This window comes from Propionivibrio dicarboxylicus (genome assembly GCF_900099695.1).
In the GTDB taxonomy this organism is placed as follows: Bacteria; Pseudomonadota; Gammaproteobacteria; order Burkholderiales; family Rhodocyclaceae; genus Propionivibrio; species Propionivibrio dicarboxylicus.
The window spans coordinates 1-5461 of sequence record NZ_FNCY01000039.1 but is presented as its reverse complement, the minus strand read 5'-3'; the positions used below and the strand labels follow the sequence as shown (position 1 = coordinate 5461).

2 tRNA genes and 3 rRNA genes are annotated in these 5461 nt (G+C 52.2%); all 5 read left to right on the top strand.

Annotation, left to right across the window (positions count from 1 at the left end):
- Window positions 1-271 precede the first annotated feature (271 nt).
- Window positions 272-1811 (top strand): 16S ribosomal RNA (locus BLR25_RS20770).
- Between the two features lie 61 nt (window positions 1812-1872).
- A tRNA-Ile gene (locus BLR25_RS20765) sits at window positions 1873-1949 on the top strand.
- Window positions 1950-1994: 45 nt separating this feature from the next.
- Window positions 1995-2070: transfer RNA gene (locus tag BLR25_RS20760), tRNA-Ala, on the top strand.
- Window positions 2071-2310: 240 nt separating this feature from the next.
- Window positions 2311-5197: ribosomal RNA gene (locus tag BLR25_RS20755) — 23S ribosomal RNA — on the top strand.
- 105 nt (window positions 5198-5302) lie between these two features.
- Window positions 5303-5416 (top strand): 5S ribosomal RNA (gene rrf, locus BLR25_RS20750).
- Together the 16S, 23S and 5S rRNA genes with 2 tRNA genes alongside form the textbook arrangement of a ribosomal RNA operon.
- Window positions 5417-5461 lie beyond the last annotated feature (45 nt).

Here is a 5461-nt window from a genome sequence, read left to right as displayed (position 1 = left end):
TTTTAGTTAATTGCTTTTTTGTTTTAGAAAGTGATTGACAGGTAGTTTGAAGGCTGTATAATGCGCGCCTTCGCTGCTTCGGCGGTGAAGGGAAAGCAAGCGGTAAGAAGTACGCTCTTTAAAAATTGGACAATTGATAGGTGTGGGTTCTTGGTCTTGATGCAAGCATTTAGGTGCTTGAGCTAAAAAGATGAAGTAACTCGCACGATGTAAAAAGTCTGTGGGTCTGAGAGGATCTGCAGGACGTCAAGCGAGAGTTTAAACAGAGATTGAACTGAAGAGTTTGATCCTGGCTCAGATTGAACGCTGGCGGCATGCCTTACACATGCAAGTCGAACGGCAGCACGGGTGCTTGCACCTGGTGGCGAGTGGCGAACGGGTGAGTAATGCATCGGAACGTACCCGGAAGTGGGGGATAACGTAGCGAAAGTTACGCTAATACCGCATATTCTGTGAGCAGGAAAGCGGGGGATCTTCGGACCTCGTGCTTTCGGAGCGGCCGATGTCGGATTAGCTAGTTGGTGAGGTAAAGGCTCACCAAGGCGACGATCCGTAGCGGGTCTGAGAGGATGATCCGCCACACTGGGACTGAGACACGGCCCAGACTCCTACGGGAGGCAGCAGTGGGGAATTTTGGACAATGGGGGCAACCCTGATCCAGCCATGCCGCGTGAGTGAAGAAGGCCTTCGGGTTGTAAAGCTCTTTTGTCAGGGAAGAAATGGTCTGGGCTAATACCCTGGGCAGATGACGGTACCTGAAGAATAAGCACCGGCTAACTACGTGCCAGCAGCCGCGGTAATACGTAGGGTGCGAGCGTTAATCGGAATTACTGGGCGTAAAGCGTGCGCAGGCGGTTTTGTAAGTCAGATGTGAAATCCCCGGGCTCAACCTGGGAACTGCATTTGAGACTGCAAGGCTAGAGTGTAGCAGAGGGGGGTAGAATTCCACGTGTAGCAGTGAAATGCGTAGAGATGTGGAGGAATACCGATGGCGAAGGCAGCCCCCTGGGCTACTACTGACGCTCATGCACGAAAGCGTGGGGAGCAAACAGGATTAGATACCCTGGTAGTCCACGCCCTAAACGATGTCAACTGGATGTTGGAAGGGTTAAACCTTTTAGTGTCGTAGCTAACGCGTGAAGTTGACCGCCTGGGGAGTACGGCCGCAAGGCTAAAACTCAAAGGAATTGACGGGGACCCGCACAAGCGGTGGATGATGTGGATTAATTCGATGCAACGCGAAAAACCTTACCTACCCTTGACATGTCAGGAACCCTGGAGAGATCTGGGGGTGCCCGAAAGGGAGCCTGAACACAGGTGCTGCATGGCTGTCGTCAGCTCGTGTCGTGAGATGTTGGGTTAAGTCCCGCAACGAGCGCAACCCTTGTCGTTAATTGCCATCATTAAGTTGGGCACTTTAATGAGACTGCCGGTGACAAACCGGAGGAAGGTGGGGATGACGTCAAGTCCTCATGGCCCTTATGGGTAGGGCTTCACACGTCATACAATGGTCGGTTCAGAGGGTTGCCAACCCGCGAGGGGGAGCTAATCTCAGAAAGCCGATCGTAGTCCGGATTGCAGTCTGCAACTCGACTGCATGAAGTCGGAATCGCTAGTAATCGCGGATCAGCATGCCGCGGTGAATACGTTCCCGGGTCTTGTACACACCGCCCGTCACACCATGGGAGCGGGTTCTGCCAGAAGTAGTTAGCCTAACCGCAAGGGGGGCGATTACCACGGCAGGGTTCGTGACTGGGGTGAAGTCGTAACAAGGTAGCCGTAGGGGAACCTGCGGCTGGATCACCTCCTTTCTAGAGCGAATTGAGGTCAAGAACTCACAACCTATCAGTTGTCCAGGGTAATAACAGACGGGGGTCTGTAGCTCAGTCGGTTAGAGCATCGTCTTGATAAGGCGGGGGTCGTTGGTTCGATTCCAACCAGACCCACCAGGTCGATCGGGATATGTAGAAGTTCTGCGGTATGGAATTTTTGCCGGGGGATTAGCTCAGCTGGGAGAGCACCTGCTTTGCAAGCAGGGGGTCGTCGGTTCGATCCCGTCATCCTCCACCAAAATCTTGGTAGGGAACAGGAGTCACAAGACAGTGCTGGATGAGTATTGTCTTCTGACCCTTGGTCAGTAAGTCTGTTAGCTCTTTAACAAAATGGAAGAAGGTTGTATCGCTGGTTGCCGACAAGCAATAGCCAGCGATACGGTTGTGATTGCATCGAATTCTTGTTACAGCTAGCAAGAATTTGCACAAACGAGTTGCCTGTAGCATTAGGTTCTTGAAAGAGAGCTTAAGGTTATAGGATCAAGCGAATAAGTGCATGTGGTGGATGCCTTGGCGATGTCAGGCGAAGAAGGACGTGCAAGCCTGCGAAAAGCTCTGGGGAGCTGGCAATGAAGCTTTGATCCAGAGATGTCCGAATGGGGAAACCCACTCCGCAAGGAGTATCCTGAACTGAATACATAGGTTCAGGAGGCGAACCGAGTGAACTGAAACATCTAAGTAGCTCGAGGAAAAGAAATCAACCGAGATTCCCAAAGTAGTGGCGAGCGAAATGGGAGGAGCCTGCAAGTGATAATGACTGCGTTAGCGGAAGCCTCTGGAAAGTGGCACCGTAGTGGGTGAAAGTCCCGTACGCGAAAACCCGGTCATGGTACTGAGCTTGCGAAAAGTAGGGCGGGGCACGTGAAACCCTGTCTGAACATGGGGGGACCATCCTCCAAGGCTAAATACTCGACATCGACCGATAGTGAACTAGTACCGTGAGGGAAAGGCGAAAAGAACCCCGGGAGGGGAGTGAAATAGATCCTGAAACCGCATGCATACAAACAGTGGGAGCCTCGTAAGGGGTGACTGCGTACCTTTTGTATAATGGGTCAGCGACTTACGTTCAGTAGCGAGCTTAACCGAATAGGGGAGGCGTAGGGAAACCGAGTCTGATAAGGGCGATTAGTTGCTGGGCGTAGACCCGAAACCGGATGATCTATCCATGGCCAGGATGAAGGTGCGGTAACACGCACTGGAGGTCCGAACCCACTAACGTTGAAAAGTTAGGGGATGAGCTGTGGATAGGGGTGAAAGGCTAAACAAATCCGGAGATAGCTGGTTCTCTCCGAAAACTATTTAGGTAGTGCCTCAAGTATCACCGACGGGGGTAGAGCACTGTTATGGCTAGGGGGTCATCGCGACTTACCAAACCATTGCAAACTCCGAATACCGTTGAGTGCGAGCTTGGGAGACAGACATCGGGTGCTAACGTCCGGTGTCGAGAGGGAAACAACCCAGACCGCCGATTAAGGTCCCCAAGACATAGTTAAGTGGGAAACGAGGTGGGAAGGCTCAGACAGCCAGGAGGTTGGCTTAGAAGCAGCCATCCTTTAAAGAAAGCGTAATAGCTCACTGGTCGAGTCGTCCTGCGCGGAAGATGTAACGGGGCTCAAACTATGCACCGAAATCGCGGATATGTACTTTGTACATATGGTAGGAGAGCGTTCTGTAGGCCGTTGAAGGTGTCTCGAGAGGGATGCTGGAGGTATCAGAAGTGCGAATGCTGACATGAGTAGCGATAAAGGGAGTGAAAAGCTCCCTCGCCGAAAGCCCAAGGTTTCCTGCGCAACGTTCATCGGCGCAGGGTGAGTCGGCCCCTAAGGCGAGGCTGAAAAGCGTAGTCGATGGGAAACTGGTTAATATTCCAGTACCTCTTTGTAATGCGATGGGGGGACGGAGAAGGTTAGGTCAGCCGGGTGTTGGACGTCCCGGTTTAAGCGTGTAGTCGTGCCTGGTAGGCAAATCCGCCGGGCTTAGATGAGGCGTGATGACGAGTGGTCTTGTACCGCGAAGTGATTGATACCATGCTTCCAAGAAAAGCCTCTAAGCTTCAGTTACAGAGAGACCGTACCGCAAACCGACACAGGTGGGCAGGATGAGAATTCTAAGGCGCTTGAGAGAACTCGGGAGAAGGAACTCGGCAAATTAGCACCGTAACTTCGGGATAAGGTGCGCCCCGGTAGGTTGTAGAGATTTACTCTCGAAGGCCGATGGGGTTGCAGTGAAATGGTGGCTGCGACTGTTTAATAAAAACACAGCACTCTGCAAACACGAAAGTGGACGTATAGGGTGTGACGCCTGCCCGGTGCCGGAAGGTTAAGTGATGGGGTGCAAGCTCTTGATCGAAGCCCCGGTAAACGGCGGCCGTAACTATAACGGTCCTAAGGTAGCGAAATTCCTTGTCGGGTAAGTTCCGACCTGCACGAATGGCGTAACGATGGCCACACTGTCTCCTCCCGAGACTCAGCGAAGTTGAAATGTTTGTGAAGATGCAATCTCCCCGCGGCTAGACGGAAAGACCCCATGAACCTTTACTGTAGCTTTACATTGGACTTTGAACCGATCTGTGTAGGATAGGTGGGAGGCTTTGAAGCCGGGACGCTAGTTCCGGTGGAGCCGACCTTGAAATACCACCCTGGTTTGTTTGAGGTTCTAACCATGGCCTGTGAATCCAGGTCTGGGACCGTGTATGGTGGGCAGTTTGACTGGGGCGGTCTCCTCCCAAAGAGTAACGGAGGAGTACGAAGGTACGCTAGGTACGGTCGGACATCGTGCTAATAGTGCAATGGCATAAGCGTGCTTAACTGCGAGACCCACAAGTCGAGCAGATACGAAAGTAGGTCATAGTGATCCGGTGGTTCTGTATGGAAGGGCCATCGCTCAACGGATAAAAGGTACTCTGGGGATAACAGGCTGATACCGCCCAAGAGTTCATATCGACGGCGGTGTTTGGCACCTCGATGTCGGCTCATCACATCCTGGGGCTGTAGCCGGTCCCAAGGGTATGGCTGTTCGCCATTTAAAGTGGTACGTGAGCTGGGTTTAAAACGTCGTGAGACAGTTTGGTCCCTATCTGCCGTGGGCGCTGGAAATTTGAAGGGACCTGCTCCTAGTACGAGAGGACCGGAGTGGACAGACCTCTGGTGTACCGGTTATGACGCCAGTCGTATCGCCGGGTAGCTAAGTCTGGAAGAGATAAACGCTGAAAGCATCTAAGCGTGAAACTCGCCTTAAGATGAGATTTCCCTGGGGATTTAATCCCCCTAAAGGGTCGTTGAAGACCACAACGTTGATAGGTCAGGTGTGGAAGCGCAGTAATGCGTTAAGCTAACTGATACTAATTGCCCGTGAGGCTTGATCCTATAACCTTAAGCAACACCGTTTGTTCAAGATACAATCACAACCAATACCACCTTCTTCCGATTTTGCGTTCGGCGCTTTAACCAGCGACGAGCGAACAAGTTATGCTTGGCGGCCATAGCGCTTTGGACCCACCCCTTCCCATCCCGAACAGGACCGTGAAACAAAGTTGCGCCGATGATAGTGCACTTCCCGTGTGCGAAAGTAGGTCACCGCCAGGCTCCCCATACCAAAAAACCCCAATCTACCTAAGATTGGGGTTTTTT